A 15,514-nucleotide genomic window follows, 5' to 3' on the forward strand; every position below is an offset into this window, starting at 1 on the left:
CCGATATGCATCAATAAAACGATGCAAGAAATGTACAGTTTTTCAAAATGCTGTTGATGATTTTTAGAAGTTCACTTTATGGTAAAATGTGAATATGAAAATATTTGAGCTTTATCATGTCTGAACAATCAAAACTTGCTACTGTTCAACTTAATACTAGAGGGTTGCGTTGCCCTGAGCCTGTGATGATGTTGCATCAAGCGATCCGTAGAGCAAAGTCAGGTGATATTGTTGAGGTGTTTGCAACCGATCCTTCCACCTCATGGGATATTCCAAAGTTTTGTATGCATCTTGGGCATGAGTTGTTACTCAAAGAAGAAAGTTTGGATGAAAATAGCAATACTGAATATCGTTATTTGGTGCAGAAAGGGTAGCTTAGTTCTTTTCTTTATTTAAAAATGATGAATAAAAATTCAGATCTTGAAGTGTAAAATGGTCGAGCATTGCTCGACCATTTCGTAAAGGATTTTTCTTTTTAATTACATATTCGGGTAGTTTGGACCACCGCCACCTTCAGGTGTTACCCATGTAATGTTTTGTGATGGATCTTTGATATCACACGTCTTACAGTGTACACAGTTTGCAGCGTTGATTTGGAAACGCTTCGAGCCATCATCATTTTCCATGACTTCATAAACACCCGCAGGGCAGTAACGTTGAGCAGGCTCGTCCCACTTCGGCAAGTTAACCTGAATCGGTGTTTCTGGATTAGTTAACTTTAAGTGAGCAGGTTGGTTTTCTTCGTGTACCGTATTTGATACGAATACTGAAGATAAACGGTCAAACGTTAACTTACCATCTGGTTTTGGATAGTTTGGTTTGAACGTCGATGCATCAACAGTCTTAAGCGCAGCAAAGTCTTGTTTCAAGTCATGCAATGTGAATGGGACTTTAAAGATATTTTGATCAATAAAGTTAAATGCACCGCCAATCCATGTACCGAATTTATGCATTGCAGGACCGAAGTTACGCGCTTTATATAACTCTTCTTTTAACCAAGAGTTGTTATATTTTTCAGTATAAGCAACCAATTCTTTTTCGAAGTGGTCTTCGCCTTCGGTAACGCGTGCAATCGCAAGGTCACCACCTTTTGCAACACCCGCAGCGATCGCTTCAAATACTGCTTCACCACACAACATACCTGACTTCATTGCGGTATGTGAGCCTTTGATTTTTGAGAAATTCAAGAAACCAGCATCATCACCGATCAAGCAGCCGCCTGGGAAAGTGAGTTTAGGTAAAGAGTTGAAACCACCTTTTACAACCGCACGCGCGCCGTAAGAGATACGTTTACCACCTTCAAGGAATTGTTTAATCGTTGGGTGTGTTTTCCAACGTTGCATTTCCATGAATGGATACATATGTGGGTTTTCGTAAGATAAGTCTACGATCATACCCAAAGTCACTTGGTTGTTTTCAGCGTGATATAACCACCAACCGCCTGCAGAACCTGTCTCAGACAATGGCCAACCTGCACCGTGCATCACAAGACCAGGTTTGTGTTTCGCTGGATCGATTTCCCAAAGCTCTTTGATCCCGATACCGTAGTGTTGTGGATCAGCATCACGATCAAGTGCAAAACCAGCAATCAGGCGTTTACCTAGATGTCCACGGCAACCTTCTGCAAATAAAGTATATTTAGCATGCAATTCGTAGCCTGGAGCAAAGTTATGCGTTGGTTGACCATCTTTGCCGATACCCATATCACCAGTTTGAATCCCTTTTACCGTACCATCTTCATGGTAAAGGATTTCTGATGCGGTGAAGCCAGGGAAGATTGATACTTCTAATTCTTCTGCTTTTTGACCTAACCAACGAACTACGTTACCTAAAGAGATAACATAGTTGCCTTCGTTATGCATAGATTTTGGAACCATCCAATACGGCATTTTTTGTGCTTTCGTATCAGACAATAAGAAATAAGTTTCGTCTTCAGTAACAGGTACATTGAGCGGTGCACCTTCTTCTTTCCAATTCGGAAAGAGTTCATTCATGGCACGTGGTTCAAGTACAGCACCAGATAGGATATGCGCACCTACTTCAGAGCCTTTTTCAACAACACACACAGAAAGGTCAGGTAGGTTGTTTTCAATCGCTAGTTGACGAATTTTAATCGCAGCAGATAAACCCGCAGGGCCTGCGCCTACGATCACTACGTCAAACTCCATCGCTTCACGTTCGATGTGTTCCATGTAGGACTCCTCATATTTTATAGGGTGGCAACCGTAATGATGTAATTCGGTGCTGCCATGAGTATTCTCAATTACCAAACACAAATGCGACTAGTGTGCTTGCAAGTATTTGGGATAGTATAGTTTTAAACCTTGATCCCGCCAATTGGCTGAGCGGTCATATTTTTTCGTCAGCAAGGCATAAACTATGATAAATGAAAATGATTCTTCACAGAATACAGGAAAAATCGTGTTTTCTGATGATAAAAACTTAATGAACATTGCACAATACTTAAAAGATGTACAGCAAAGTCACAAAAGGTCAATTCCTCCGTTAGAGCAGTGGCATCCAAAGCATTGTGGCAAAATGGATTTGAAGATAAAAGCCAACGGTGAGTGGTGGCACGAAGGTCAATTGATTAAGCGACAGTCGCTACTTGACCTATTTAGTAAAGTACTCTGGAAAGAGGATGGAAAATTTTATTTAAAAACCCCTGTTGAGCAGATTGAAATTGAGGTTGAAGATGAGCCACTTTTGATTAACCAAGCTGATCAGGTCGAGATTGAAGGGAAGACCTATTTACAGCTTACGACAAGCAATCAAGATGTGGTGATTGTGGATGAACAGCATCCTATTTTTATGCGTGAGTTTGCGGGCGAATTACGTCCTTATGTTCATGTGCGATTTGGAATGAATGCATTAATTCAGCGACAAAGTTTTTATCATCTCGTTAACTATGGCAACTTGTCTGAAAATCAGCAAGGTGACACGGTTTTAACATTAAAAAGTGGTGATTTGGTCTTGCATTTAAGCACCTGAGGTTTAAGCTTGAAAGAGCAAATAAACCTATGTTCGTGTGTATGACAGCAGTGCAATTTTTAGCTCAATTACGTGACCCAATGCCGCAAGCATCAGCAGATGCACCGATTGGCATTTTTGACTCAGGGATCGGCGGACTATCGATAGCACAAGAAATTGCTCTGCATCTACCCAATGAGCGTATTCTTTATTATGCGGATACTGCACACGTACCGTATGGTGCGCGTTCAGATCAGGAGATACGGAATTTAACCGCACAAGCAATCGAATGGCTTTATCGGCAGGGATGTAAGGTTGCTGTAGTCGCGTGTAATACGGCTTCTGCATTTAGTTTGGACTATTTGCGAGATCATTACGGTGAGCGCTTTCCGATTATTGGATTAGTTCCAGCATTGAAACCCGCGGTGATTCAGACACAAACTAAGGTTGTAGCGGTATTGGCAACACCTGCGACATTTCGCGGGCGCTTGATTAAAGATGTCATGTTAAATTTTGCTGAACCTGCAGGGGTAAAAGTACTCACGGTGACCAATTTGGCATTGGTGCCTTTTGTTGAAGCTGGGGAGCAAATGAGCGAGGCATGTAAAGCGGTACTCAAACAGATCCTACAACCTGTCATAGAGCAGGGTGCTGATTTTTTAGTACTTGGTTGCACACACTATCCATTTCTCAAACCCGCAATTCGTCAGGTTTTTGATGAAAAGTTGAAATTAATTGATTCTGGACAAGCAGTTGCGAGACAAACAGCGTATATTTTGATTAAAAATGGGTTATTATTTGACAAAATACGTCATAATGTTTCACGTATTGAATGTTTTGTCAGCGGTAACAATGCTGCCGTACTAGAACCTGTACTTCAGCACCTTATACCCAAACAACTAACATGGACGATTCATAATTTGGGCGATGAAATACGTGAAAAAACGTAGTCAATCGAACTCTATATTTTACAGTTTATCGGGGTTGTCTTTTAATAAAAATCAAGATTAGAACTTGATGCTATTGATAAATAAATTGGGGCTTCGCCTATGCAAGATACTCGTTATCAAGTCTTTATTTCTACCTCTGGCAATGAAATGCAACCAGAGAGAGCGGTTTTAGCACAAACTTTAGTTGGTATGGGTTTTTTCTCTTGGGGGTTGGAGCAACGTACGCCATTAAGTACTTCGATTGCACGTCGTCAGATTGATGATTGTGATTATGTGGTGATCTTATTGGGTAGTCAGTATGGCGAGCAATCTGTTTCAGGTGTGGGTTATATGCATTTAGAGTATATCTATGCAATGACCAAGCAAAAACCTGTAATTGTATTTATGCATGAAGATCCAGAGTCTCGTGAAGCCAAATTGCATGATCATAAAGCCGAACTTAAAGAGAAATTCAAAGAGTTTAGAAAGCAGTTACAACATGAAGTCGATCAGGTTTTTTGTTACCGTAGCTTAAGAGATTTAGAGCTCGCAGTACGTTCAAGTATGCCGCAAATGTTAGAGCGCTACCCTGTGGTGGGTTGGGTACGTCCACAAAATACCCAAGTATTACGTGATGAGATAGACAACTTACGTGCCAAAGTCAAACAACTTGAGACAGAGTTGGGGAGCCGTGAGGCAGATCCTCTCACCAGTTTGCCTAAAGTTTCAATGTATGAGCTTTATTCTTTTGAATATCGTATGCATGCTTATCAAGATGGGAATTTTAAAGAGATTAAGCCACATCGTAAAATGACGTGGGCACAGTTATTACATGTCCTCGGTGCGACTTTTGTGGTTCCTACGCCTGAAGAATATTTTTCTAAACGTATGAATGAATATTTGAATGAAACGGGTTTGGATGATGCACGCAAAGAAATGCCCAGAGCACATGCGGTGTCGCGTGCGCAAGTGAATATTCGAGCTTTGCATGAAATCAAATTACAAATGCGTCAGAATGAATGGATTATCCCAACCGGCCGTGATGATCGTCAACGCATGTTATGGCAATTAACCGCAAAAGGTCAGAAACTTTTAGAGAGTAATGTTTTGGATAGTCATCGTGTTTTTCAGTTTAAGACGATGCATTAATTCAATTTAAAAAAGGGTGTGAAAACTGCTAAAGTAATTTAATAAATTCAGCTATAGCGGATGCGGTCTATGTCAGCGACACCAAAACCCAAAGTGACTGTGGTTCTGGCAAATCTAGGTACGCCAGATGAAGCCACTGCGCCAGCAGTACGTCGTTTCCTTAAGCAGTTTTTATCTGATACGCGTGTCATTGAAATTCCCAAATTGCTTTGGTGGATCATTCTAAATTTATTCGTGTTGCCATTTCGCCCAAAACGCGTTGCAGAAGCCTATGCTTCGGTTTGGTCAAATGACTCCCCAATGCGTGAAATCGTACTTGAGCAAACGCGCTTGATCAAACAACGTTTAGAAGATGAAAATCATCATTTTGATCTGACCGTTGTTCCTGCGATGACTTATGGGCAACCCAGCATATATGGGGTTTTGTCCCAACTTGAAAAATCACCACAAGAACATGTGATTTTGTTACCTCTGTTTCCGCAATATTCTGCAACTTCTACAGCACCGCTTTATGATGCCTTTGCTAGATGGATTCCAAAACAACGTCATTTGCCCGGTCTCACCATTATGAAGGACTATCACCAACATCCGATGTTTATTCAGGCATTGGCAGATAGTGTGTTGAATTATCAATCCCAGCACGGTAAAGCTGAAAAGTTATTGATGTCTTTTCATGGGATTCCACAGCCTTATGCAGATAAAGGTGACCCCTATGCGGACCGTTGTCGAGTGACGGCACGTCTAGTGGCAGAAGCGTTGCATTTAAATGAAGATGAATGGGTAATTAGTTTCCAATCCCGCTTTGGTAAACAAGAATGGGTGAAACCATATACCGATGTACTGCTTGAGCAATGGGGGAAAGCTGGTGTGAAATCGGTGCAGGTATTAAGCCCCGCATTTTCAGCAGATTGTTTGGAAACGCTCGAAGAGTTAGCGATACAGAATAAAGAAATCTTTCAACATGCGGGTGGTGGCGAATACGCCTATATCCCTGCTTTGAATACAGATCAAGCACATATAGATTTGCTTGCGAGTCTGGTTCAGGCTAATCTTGATGGCTTAACTCATACCTTAGCCCACCGTTAACTGCGTTTTAGCCAGAGGTTTTTATGCTGCAAGTCAAAATTGTTCCTGTTACTGCTTTCGCCCAGAATTGTTCCATCTTATGGGACAGTGAAACCAAAGAAGCGATTTTGATTGATGCGGGCGGTGATGCTGCTGTACTTAAAAAAGAAGTCGAGGATCTAGGCTTAAAGGTAAAAGCTTTATGGCTTACGCATGGCCACCTTGATCATGCTGGCGCAGTGGGTGAGCTTGCTGAAGCGTGGAAAATTCCAGTGATTGGCCCACACAAAGAAGATCAGTTCTGGTTAGACATGATTCAAGAAGTCTCAGCACGTTATGGCTTTCCGATTCCACAACCTGTCAAAGTAAATCAGTGGTTAGAAGGTGGTGAAGTACTGAAACTGGGTGAAGATGAGTTTGAAGTCCGTTTTGCTCCCGGACATACGCCAGGTCATGTGATGTTCTATAACAAGAAACATGGCTTGCTTTGGACAGGAGATGTACTGTTCAAAGGTTCAATCGGACGTACTGATTTTCCGAGAGGAAATCATCAGCAACTTTTAGATTCGATTCAACGTGAGTGCTTTAGCTTACCTGATGAGACTCAATTTATTTCAGGTCATGGTCCAATCAGTACCATTGGATATGAAAAACAATTCAACCCTTTTGTGGCGAGTAAAGCTGGTTAATGGGTTGAGTTATGCTTCTGTATCATCTCTATACAGAAGCATATCGATTGGTCAAATTGTTTCTAGCCATTTCTGATTGGCAAGACTCAAATCAAAATTCAAACTATTACAGATAGTTTGCAAGTCAAAAGATGCCCTATCTTCTGGAATCTCAATCAAAATCGGTAAGCGCGTGATTCCATTATCACCTGTTGGGAAGGCGTAGTGACGTTCTTTGTGATTGACCGAAATAAGTGATTCAAATTCTAAATAGACGATCAAGGAAGGGAATCGTCGTTGCATCCGAATAATTTCCTGATGAGCATTTCTCTTAATTTGAATCGTTTTTTCTTTTAACTTGATAATATTATCTTTAATTTTTTGCGGTTTATTTAACAACTTATTCAAAAATGAAACACTTTGCTTTAATAGGCGTTGATTTTCCTTAAGTTCAGAAAAGGCGTCTTTGTATTCCTGAAGAGAATTAAGACTAAGGTCTTTTAGGAGATTGGTGGGTTCTAATGCTTCGGCATGGTGTTGTTTCCATGCTTCATAGGAAAACACAGTGAAAATATCAGTATGTCTTTTTTGTAATAGGGTCGCGTAAGATTTTAGTCTAGCAATAAACAAGTGAACTTGTTTATTGAAAATAATGGATGGCTGGGATTGAAATTCCATAAAGTGTCGAATTAAATCATCCAGTATTTGTTTAATATTGATATATAAATAATGACACTCATCAGTGTGATGCACAGAATGTTTTAATGCATCTGCAATGGGTTCAAGTACATGATTAGATAGTTTTTGCTCAAAATCGATGAGCCGTTGATCTACTAACTTTTCAATAAAAATCCCCCTCGGATTGAGCGGTGCCATAAGAAAAGGAATCAACTCTTTGTGGCAATATAATTCGATATTACGCACGATATCAGATACATATTGGTTCACTTGTTTATCAATGGTTATGATGTGATTGATCTGCCATTCAAAGTGTTGCTGATGGACAGGATCATCTATTTTTTCAAGTATTAAGATCGCTGCATTGATGTAAATATTTTCACAGGCTTCGAATTTTTCTTCTTGTAAGAATCGTCGGATTGAAAACGTATTCACCATCCCTTCGGAGCTTGGAGCTAGTGCAAAAATATATTTGGATGTTTTTACAATATCGAGCTGTCTGGTTTTCTGTTGTTTATAAAGGAAATATTTAAGGATATGATTCTTTTCTTCTCTGAGTTGTTGCGAACGTAGGATATTAAAACTGTATTTCAAAAGTTGTTGTTTTAAGAATACTTCAGTAATAAAAGTTTTGATTACATCATTATTAATGTGACGGTGATTGATCGGTAAGGCAATATGATCTTTTTCAAGAATGATTTGTGCTGCCGCATAAATAAACTCTTTCAGAATCCTTTGCTTTTGTGCCTGTAAGTCAAGATCATCTTCAGTATCAATTTGATTGATTTGACCTAAAATATTTTCTAAATAATCAGATATTTGATAGATCTCATTATAGGTTTTCAATTTATCTAATGAGTCCGCAATTTGTTTGATTAAAATTTTGGTATAGGGAGAGAGCGTTTTTTCAATCAGTGAGTGAAAGTCATGTTGAGCAAGGTAGCAGAACGTATTCTCTTTTCTATTCCAGTGGATTTTCTTTTGTTGCAGAATATGTTGACAAATGATTTCACGCTGGTGAGGTTGTATTTCTGCAAATAAGCGTTGCAAGGTGATCTGCCAATTTTGATCTAAATTTGGATCAACTTGGGTTGCCAATAATTTTAGAGGGTAAGGAATATCATTATTCATTTTAACATCCTGTTGAATCTAAATATTTTTATTAAGGCTGATCGAAAATAATGATGATTGAATCAGCTGAATACTTTGGTTGTTATGCATTATCTGAAAGCTTAGTGACAGATAAAATTGTTTGAATAAGATTTGCACAACATCATGGAAAAGTAAATTACTGTGATGTAAGTCACACATTTAAAATATGTAAATTTTTATTAAATTTGAGTTGCGATTGAGTTTTGTTGATCAATGCTAAAAGTATGCTTTGTTAAATACTAAAATTTAGACAAAAATCACAATTATCGAACAATATCTTCAGTAGATACGGTCTACAAAGCTGAGTTTTTTATTTAGAATGAATTTTTGAATGCTTTATTTAAGTTGAATCAGGTGTTTAATCTCAGACGATAAATACTGATTGGAGACGATTTTATGCAATGGACGAAACCCGCTTTTACTGATGTTCGGATTGGTTTTGAAGTGACAATGTACTTTGAAGCACGTTAATTATTCACATTTTCATTTGTCATAAGCCCTAGTTATTTCTAGGGCTTATCTCTTTCTAATAAGAACTTCATTTTTATGCATATTTATATTTTAGGTTCAGCTGCTGGGGGCGGATTTCCTCAGTGGAATTGTAATTGTCCTAACTGTCATGGTGTACGTACAGGCACGATGAATGCCAAAGCTCGCACACAATCTTCGATTGCGATTTCTGAAAATGGAATGGATTGGGTTTTACTCAATGCTTCCCCAGATATTCGCCAGCAATTGTTTGATTTCAAGGCTGCACAACCTGCTCGACAGTTAAGAGATACAGGGATTCGCAGTGTTATCTTAATGGATAGCCAACTTGACCATACCACAGGGCTCTTGACTCTACGTGAAGGTTGCCCAATGGATGTGTGGTGTACTGACATGGTTTATCAAGATCTCACCACAGGTTTTCCAGTATTCAATATGCTGAAACACTGGAATGGTGGTCTTCAGTATCATCCTATTGATCCTAAAAAAGCGTTTAAAATTGATGGCTTTGGTTGTTTGGAATTTATCCCTTTTATTATTCAAAGTGCTGCACCGCCATATTCACCCCATCGCCACGATCCGCATGAAGGTGACAACATTGCCTTAATCATCAAAGATCATAAAACACAGAAACAGTTGTTCTATGCACCAGGGCTTGGAAAGATTGATGATCAAGTTATGCAGATTATGCAAAATTCTGACTGTGTCATGATTGATGGCACACTTTGGACGGATGATGAAATGCAGCAAACCGGTGTAGGTAAAAAAACTGGTCGTGAAATGGGGCATTTATATATTAGTGGTGAAGGTGGTTCGCTGTCTTATTTGAACCAACTCAGTACACCGAAGAAAGTACTGATTCATATTAACAACACCAATCCGATTTTAAATGAAGACTCTGCTCAATTTGCTGAATTAAAAGCAAATGGTGTAGAGGTTGCCTATGATGGCATGCAGATTGAACTCTAAGGTGAAACATGACTCAAACACCTGAAGCTTTAACAACTGAGCAATTCAAGCAGGCTATTATTGATAAGGGTCAGTACTATCATATCTATCATCCATTTCATGTAATGATGTATGAAGGGAAAGCTACTCAACAACAAATTCAGGCTTGGGTTGCCAACCGCTACTATTATCAGATCAATATTCCGTTAAAAGATGCTGCGATCATGGCAAATTGTCCTGATCAGCGTGTGCGTCAGGAATGGATTCAGCGCATGATTGATCAGGATGGTGAGTATCCTGATGGCGGTGGCCGAGAAGCATGGTTACGATTGGCAGAAGCAGTTGGGCTTAGCCGTGAACAGGTTATCTCTGAAGAATTAGTTTTGCCGGGTGTTCGCTTTGCGGTAGATGCTTATGTCAATTTTGCACGCCGTGCCTCATGGCGTGAGGCAGCGAGTAGCTCTTTAACCGAACTATTTGCACCTCAAATTCATCAGTCCCGTCTTGAATCGTGGCCACAACATTATCCTTGGATTGATGACAAGGGCTATGAATATTTTCGTTCTCGTTTAAGTCAGGCACGCCGAGATGTTGAACATGGTTTAACAATTACCCTTGATTCATTTACCACACATGAACAACAACAAAGAATGCTGGAAATATTACAGTTTAAACTGGATATTTTATGGAGCATTTTAGATGCGTTAACACTGGCATATGTACACAATCAAGCACCATATCACAGCGTGACCCAAGAACGTGTATGGCACAAAGGACTATTCAAATGAATAAAGAACAATTTGATGTAAATCTTGTGCCGACATGGCGACAAGGTTATCGCTTTCAATTTGAACCTACTCAAAATGGTTTTGTGATTTTATATCCTGAAGGCATGATTACTTTGAATGAAAGTGCAGGGGCCATTGGACAGTATATTGATGGAAAAAATAATGTTTCCGACATTATTACCCAGCTCAAACAGCAATTTGGCGATATAGCTGAAATTGACAATGATGTCATTGATTACATGTTAGTTGCCCAGCAACAACATTGGATTGATTTTAGATGACCCATGGTGTTGGTTTGCCTCTATGGCTATTAGCGGAGTTAACGTATCGGTGTCCGCTACAATGTCCATATTGCTCAAATCCTTTAGACTACGCACAACACAAAAATGAACTGACCACGCAAGAGTGGTTTGAGGTTCTTGATCAGGCACGTCAAATGGGGGCTGTCCAACTAGGGTTCTCTGGCGGTGAGCCTTTGGTGCGTCAGGATTTGGAACAACTGGTTGCACATGCACACCAACTTGGGTTCTACACTAACTTGATTACCTCTGGCATGGGACTTACCCAGCAGCGTATTTCTCATTTAAAACACGTTGGTCTAGATCATATTCAAATTAGCTTTCAAGCGAGTGATCCAGTCGTCAATGATGCTTTGGCAGGTTCAAAGCATGCTTTTGAACAAAAGTATGAAATGTGCCAACTGGTGAAGAAATATGATTATCCAATGGTCCTTAATTTTGTGATTCATCGGCATAATATTGACCAGATTGATAAAATTATCGAACTTTGCCTTGAACTTAATGCAGATACAGTCGAGTTAGCAATTTGTCAGTTTTATGGATGGGCTTTTTTAAACCGCCAAGGTTTATTACCGACACAAGAGCAATTGATCCGTGCTGAACGTATTACCAATGAATATCGGGAAAAGTTAAAAGCACAAAATCATCCTTGTAAACTTATTTTTGTGGTGCCTGATTATTACGAGGAAAGACCAAAGGCCTGTATGAATGGCTGGGGAAAAATCTTCTTTACGGTCGCTCCAGATGGTCTGGCGCTGCCTTGTCATGCAGCAAGACAATTACCGATTTCTTTCCCGAATGTTCGTGAGCAGAGCCTCTCTAAAATTTGGTATGAATCGACCGGTTTTAACCACTTCCGTGGCGATGCATGGATGCCAGAAGGTTGTCGTAGTTGCCCTGATAAAGATCGTGATTTTGGTGGCTGTCGTTGCCAAGCCTATATGTTAACCGGCGATGCAAGCAATGCAGACCCTGTCTGTGGCAAATCGCCGTATCATCAAGTGATTGAACAGGCACGTGCCGAGAGTGAACTTGATTCAACGCTAGAGAAATTGGTGTTCCGTAATACTAAAAATTCAAAGCAATTTACGGTTCAACAAAACATTCCTGTTCAAAATATTGCAGATGAATAGCGGTGAGAACGCAAATATGAACCATGGCACGTTTCCTGTTTTTGATGGCCATAACGATGTACTCACGCGTTTGTGGTTAAGCGATCATAGCAATCCTGCCCAAGCTTTTATCCACGATCGTTTAGCAGGACATCTTGATTTAACACGTTGCCAACAAGCAGGTTTTGTTGGCGGCATGTTTGCGATTTTCTTACCTCCATACAGCTATGTTCAGCAGCAGCATCCCAACAAACTATTTGACCAAACTGCCTCAGACTTTACACAACAGCAAATTGAACACATTTGTCTGGAACAACTCGATTTAGCAAAACAACTTGCTCAGTATTCTAACAATATCCAAATTTGCACAACGGTTCAGGATATTCAGCACTGCTTAACACAACAAAAGTTAGCAATTGTATTACACATGGAAGGTGCCGAAGCACTTCAGCTCAATCCAGATTTACTCGATGTATTTTATGAGGCTGGGCTTCGTAGTATTGGTCCACTTTGGAATAGACCTAGTCGTTTTGGACATGGTTTAAATGCCAAGTTCCCTCATTCACCGGATACAGGAGCAGGTCTTACTCACGAGGGCAAAGCATTTATAAAACGCTGTGCTGATAAAAAAATGGTGGTTGATGTTTCTCACATGAACGAACGTGCTTTTGGGGATACAGTTGACATTCTCCAACAACCAATCGTCGCGACCCATTCGAATGTCCATGCTTTATGTCCACAAGCGAGAAACTTAACAGACGCTCAGCTCAGTGCAATTCGAGATTCTAAAGGCATCGTCGGTGTAAATTTTGACGTCGCATTTTTGCGTAAAGATGGACAGCGGGATGCGAACACGCCCATTGATGTACTTTTAGAGCATCTCGAATATTTAATAGATCGAATGGGGGAGGATCATGTCGGTTTCGGCTCTGACTTCGATGGCGCACTGATTAGCACTGAAATTGAAGATGTTACTGGTCTACACGGACTTATCGAGCGAATGCAGGAACGTCGTTATTCAACAGAATTGATTACCAAAATTTGTTGGCATAACTGGTTGAATGTGTTGAATCGAATTTGGATGTAATCAAATGAGGACATTTAGTCCTCATAATCATCTTCACCACGTTTTAAATCCGCTTGAGGTGCATCTTGGGTTGGCAGTTTATATTCATCACTGGCCCAAGCACCTAGATCAATTAATTTGCAGCGTTCTGAGCAAAAAGGGCGAAATTCATTGCCTTCCCAAGTGCTGTTTTCGCCACAACGTGGGCAGGGGAATGTACGAGGCATAGAAAATTCCTAAAACATAAAACAAATAGATTAGGCAAAAGTAAGGTGAGTTGTTAGACTTATGCCGATTTAGAGATAGTTTGATGTGAATATGTCGATTCGTCAATTTCAAGCCCACCGAATGCAGGCACCTCGAGATTTTGTTGTGATTCCCAATACGCCGATTTGCGTTGAAATCGGTGCTGGAAAAGGTAAACATGCATTGTTGTTTACAGGGCTGAATCCACAAACAACACTGTATGCAATTGAACGAACCAAAGAAAAATTTTTAGCGATGCAAAAACAGCATCAGCTCGAAGTACGTGAACACCTATATCCGATTCATGCGGATGCTTTGCCTTGGATCGTACACGCATTATTCCCTGCTCAAGTAGAACAGTTTTTCATTCTTTATCCAAATCCAGAGCCGCATAACCCCGCACAGCGTTGGTTGAATATGCCTTTTTTTGAGTTTTTACTTTCGCGTCTTCGACCGAATGGTACGATTACCTTAGCGAGTAATATTCCTTCATATATTGATGAGGCGGAACAGCAGTTAATTCATGTATGGAAATTACCCTATGAGAAACAAAAAATTGCAGCGGATTCTGCAAGAACACATTTTGAAATTAAATATTTGGAACGTGGGGAACCTTGCCAACAGTTAGTCATCACAAAACCTGTTGCCTACTCAACCCGATTTGATGATTTTGCACCCTTACAAGGGCAAAATGAGCAAGAGCAACATGAAGTCTAAGCGTATTGCCATTATTGGAGCTGGGCCTGCAGGTTTAATGGCTGCGGAAGTTCTTAGTCAATATGGTTATGAAGTTGATGTGTTTGAACAAAAACCTTCAGCTGCTCGAAAATTTTTAATGGCGGGTAAAACAGGACTTAATATTTCTCATGCTGAGCCTATAAAGGCATTCATCCAACGTTATGACCGTGCTGAATGGCTAAGCCCTTGGATAACGCAATGGGATGCAAAGTGGATTCAAGACTGGATGAAAGGTTTGGGAATTGAATCTTATATCGGTAGTTCTGGGCGGGTATTTCCAATAGAGATGAAAGCAGCGCCGTTACTTCGCGCATGGTTAAAACGATTAGCTGTAGATGGGGTTAAATTTTATTACAGGCATCGCTGTGTGGGTTTATCTCAGAATCAACTGACCATCGAAAACCAAAGCCAACGCTTTACTGCAACTTATGATGCGATTGTACTAGCTTGTGGTGCTGTGTCGTGGACGCAATTGGGGAGTGATGGAGCGTGGCAGCAATGGCTGTCGAAAGATGAGATTACCCCCTTCCAAGCAAGTAATGTTGGTGTATTGAAAACATGGTCGCCATTTATGCAGGATTGTTTGGGGCAAGCGCTTAAACGTGTTGATGCTTGGGTTATACCTGAACGTAAGACACATGGCGATATTGTGATTACTCACTATGGTTTTGAAAGTGGCGTGATTTATAAATTAGGGCGTGATCTGAGATCGCAGCTTGCTCAAGATCAAAACTTGCAGCTTCATTTAGACTTATTACCTGATATCAGCCTTGATCAATTAACTAAAAAGTTACAAGGCAATAAGAAGCAGTCACTTACCAATCTTTGGCGAAAAGCAGGTTTGGATCATGTGAAAATTAATTTAATTCGCGAAGTGGTTGAGAAAAATTTATGGTCAGATGCGCATCAAATGGCAGAGCACATCAAAGGACTTATAATTCCTCTCAGTGGGTTTCGTCCAATTGAGGAAGCCATTAGTTGTGCTGGCGGAATTCAGCAAGCGGCATTGTCACCACGGTTACAATTACAGTCAAATCCTTATGTGTTCTGTTGTGGTGAAATGTTGGACTGGGATGCACCAACTGGGGGGTATTTATTGACCGCTTGTTTTGCAACAGGACGTGCCGTGGGTGAAGGGATACATCATCTATTGGCTTAGTTTTATTTAAGATGATGTTTTCTAAAGTATTGCTTATTTTTTATTTATTTTTCATGTT

The 15,514-nt window shown here is 40.2% G+C and carries 17 protein-coding genes; 14 read left to right on the forward strand and 3 right to left on the reverse strand.

Going from position 1 to position 15,514, the window contains the following annotated elements; all coding sequences use genetic code 11:
- The first annotated feature begins 116 nt into the window (after positions 1–116).
- On the forward strand, positions 117–374 hold the full coding sequence (tusA, locus tag HMPREF0023_RS12910; protein ID WP_004637738.1) for a sulfurtransferase TusA: 258 nt from the start codon (positions 117–119) through the stop codon (positions 372–374).
- Between the two features lie 105 nt (positions 375–479).
- Here the strand turns inward: tusA and HMPREF0023_RS12915 are convergent, their stop codons facing one another.
- On the reverse strand, positions 480–2,192 hold the full coding sequence (locus tag HMPREF0023_RS12915; protein WP_008942297.1) for an electron transfer flavoprotein-ubiquinone oxidoreductase: 1,713 nt from the start codon (positions 2,190–2,192) through the stop codon (positions 480–482).
- 187 nt (positions 2,193–2,379) lie between these two features.
- Here HMPREF0023_RS12915 and HMPREF0023_RS12920 point away from each other — a divergent pair, with 187 nt between their 5' ends.
- The 5 genes from HMPREF0023_RS12920 to HMPREF0023_RS12940 all read left to right on the forward strand — a co-directional run bounded on the left by HMPREF0023_RS12920 (position 2,380) and on the right by HMPREF0023_RS12940 (position 6,802).
- Positions 2,380–2,991 (forward strand): DUF1285 domain-containing protein, encoded by a 612-nt coding sequence (locus HMPREF0023_RS12920; RefSeq protein ID WP_004637740.1) that lies wholly within the window; start codon positions 2,380–2,382, stop codon positions 2,989–2,991.
- A gap of 41 nt (positions 2,992–3,032) precedes the next feature.
- Positions 3,033–3,920 (forward strand): glutamate racemase, encoded by an 888-nt coding sequence (gene murI / locus HMPREF0023_RS12925; protein ID WP_008942298.1) that lies wholly within the window; start codon positions 3,033–3,035, stop codon positions 3,918–3,920.
- Positions 3,921–4,019: 99 nt separating this feature from the next.
- On the forward strand, positions 4,020–5,048 hold the full coding sequence (locus HMPREF0023_RS12930) for a DUF4062 domain-containing protein (RefSeq protein WP_004637742.1): 1,029 nt from the start codon (positions 4,020–4,022) through the stop codon (positions 5,046–5,048).
- A gap of 69 nt (positions 5,049–5,117) precedes the next feature.
- Positions 5,118–6,134 carry a ferrochelatase gene (gene hemH, locus HMPREF0023_RS12935; RefSeq protein WP_004637743.1) on the forward strand — a complete coding sequence of 339 codons (1,017 nt, stop codon included), beginning with the start codon at positions 5,118–5,120 and terminating at the stop codon, positions 6,132–6,134.
- Between the two features lie 23 nt (positions 6,135–6,157).
- A complete protein-coding gene (locus tag HMPREF0023_RS12940) occupies positions 6,158–6,802 on the forward strand; it encodes an MBL fold metallo-hydrolase (RefSeq protein WP_004637744.1) in 645 nt (214 codons plus the stop codon).
- Between the two features lie 51 nt (positions 6,803–6,853).
- Here HMPREF0023_RS12940 and HMPREF0023_RS12945 read toward each other — a convergent pair whose 3' ends face one another.
- Positions 6,854–8,590: a hypothetical protein gene (locus HMPREF0023_RS12945; RefSeq protein ID WP_008942299.1), complete on the reverse strand. Its 1,737-nt coding sequence runs from the start codon at positions 8,588–8,590 to the stop codon at positions 6,854–6,856.
- A gap of 417 nt (positions 8,591–9,007) precedes the next feature.
- Between HMPREF0023_RS12945 and pqqA the strand changes: the two genes are divergently transcribed.
- The 6 genes from pqqA (at position 9,008) to HMPREF0023_RS12970 (ending at position 13,334) form a co-directional block, all read left to right on the forward strand.
- Complete coding sequence (gene pqqA / locus HMPREF0023_RS16355) at positions 9,008–9,082, forward strand: pyrroloquinoline quinone precursor peptide PqqA (protein WP_075316535.1); 75 nt, start codon at positions 9,008–9,010, stop codon at positions 9,080–9,082.
- A 75-nt stretch (positions 9,083–9,157) separates the two neighbouring features.
- On the forward strand, positions 9,158–10,069 hold the full coding sequence (gene pqqB / locus HMPREF0023_RS12950; RefSeq protein ID WP_004637746.1) for a pyrroloquinoline quinone biosynthesis protein PqqB: 912 nt from the start codon (positions 9,158–9,160) through the stop codon (positions 10,067–10,069).
- An 8-nt stretch (positions 10,070–10,077) separates the two neighbouring features.
- Positions 10,078–10,836, forward strand: a complete 759-nt coding sequence (pqqC, locus tag HMPREF0023_RS12955) for a pyrroloquinoline-quinone synthase PqqC (RefSeq protein WP_004637747.1) — start codon at positions 10,078–10,080, stop codon at positions 10,834–10,836.
- Positions 10,833–11,117, forward strand: coding sequence for a pyrroloquinoline quinone biosynthesis peptide chaperone PqqD (gene pqqD / locus HMPREF0023_RS12960; RefSeq protein ID WP_004637748.1), 285 nt, complete (start codon positions 10,833–10,835; stop codon positions 11,115–11,117). Before pqqC ends, pqqD begins: the two co-directional genes overlap by 4 nt.
- Positions 11,114–12,268, forward strand: a complete 1,155-nt coding sequence (gene pqqE / locus HMPREF0023_RS12965) for a pyrroloquinoline quinone biosynthesis protein PqqE (RefSeq protein WP_004637749.1) — start codon at positions 11,114–11,116, stop codon at positions 12,266–12,268. The genes pqqD and pqqE overlap by 4 nt, the downstream gene beginning before the upstream one ends.
- Before the next feature lie 16 nt (positions 12,269–12,284).
- Positions 12,285–13,334: a dipeptidase gene (locus HMPREF0023_RS12970; RefSeq protein WP_026056292.1), complete on the forward strand. Its 1,050-nt coding sequence runs from the start codon at positions 12,285–12,287 to the stop codon at positions 13,332–13,334.
- A 14-nt stretch (positions 13,335–13,348) separates the two neighbouring features.
- Here HMPREF0023_RS12970 and HMPREF0023_RS12975 read toward each other — a convergent pair whose 3' ends face one another.
- Positions 13,349–13,540, reverse strand: a complete 192-nt coding sequence (locus tag HMPREF0023_RS12975; protein WP_004637751.1) for a DNA gyrase inhibitor YacG — start codon at positions 13,538–13,540, stop codon at positions 13,349–13,351.
- An 85-nt stretch (positions 13,541–13,625) separates the two neighbouring features.
- Here HMPREF0023_RS12975 and HMPREF0023_RS12980 point away from each other — a divergent pair, with 85 nt between their 5' ends.
- Positions 13,626–14,276, forward strand: coding sequence for an SAM-dependent methyltransferase (locus HMPREF0023_RS12980; RefSeq protein WP_171057899.1), 651 nt, complete (start codon positions 13,626–13,628; stop codon positions 14,274–14,276).
- Positions 14,266–15,456 carry a TIGR03862 family flavoprotein gene (locus HMPREF0023_RS12985; RefSeq protein ID WP_008942301.1) on the forward strand — a complete coding sequence of 397 codons (1,191 nt, stop codon included), beginning with the start codon at positions 14,266–14,268 and terminating at the stop codon, positions 15,454–15,456. The genes HMPREF0023_RS12980 and HMPREF0023_RS12985 overlap by 11 nt, the downstream gene beginning before the upstream one ends.
- Positions 15,457–15,514: the final 58 nt, after the last annotated feature.

This window comes from Acinetobacter sp. ATCC 27244 (assembly GCF_000156555.1).
GTDB classification, from domain to species: domain Bacteria; phylum Pseudomonadota; class Gammaproteobacteria; order Pseudomonadales; family Moraxellaceae; genus Acinetobacter; species Acinetobacter haemolyticus.